The 520-nt window shown below is 45.4% G+C and carries 1 protein-coding gene; it reads left to right on the forward strand.

What is annotated here, in order from left to right; genetic code table 11:
* A partial coding sequence (locus Q1B04_RS19965) for a carboxypeptidase-like regulatory domain-containing protein (RefSeq protein ID WP_299762775.1) occupies positions 1-429 on the forward strand: 429 nt, incomplete at its 5' end.
* Positions 430-520 lie beyond the last annotated feature (91 nt).

Consider the following 520-nt stretch of genomic DNA (forward strand, 5'->3'; position numbering starts at 1 on the left):
TTGCAGGACTCATTGATGGAGTTCAAGTATCTGAAGGTGCTTCTGCAAAAAGGTGAAGCAACAGTCAACGGTGCTGTACCAGATAGTAGCGGACACTTTGAAATCAATGATATACCAGAAGGTAGTTATACTTTGGTCATCAGGCAACTTGGATTCAGAGACGCAATTACGGATAGTGTGGTCGTATCGGACGGTGAAACTACTACTTTAAGTCTGCCATATCCACCGCCTTGCAAGTTCACATATGAAAAGGGGCAGAAGCCCAAATGTATCGGTAAGCATACCGATGGAATCATACCTATAGTATATGGACTACCGACAAAGAAGACAATGAAAAAGGCAGAAAAAGGGTTAGTGCATTTAGCAGGATGTATAGTAACAGATTGTGACCCAAAGTACTACTGCAAGATTCACAACAGAGAACTATAAAGAACACCTGCGCACAATCGAGTAGACGGCCCCGCCAGCGTTAGCTGACGGGGTGCGCCTCTCACACCACCGTACGTACGGGTCGCGTATA

Source organism: uncultured Pontibacter sp. (assembly GCF_947495565.1).
In the GTDB taxonomy this organism is placed as follows: Bacteria; Bacteroidota; Bacteroidia; order Cytophagales; family Hymenobacteraceae; genus Pontibacter.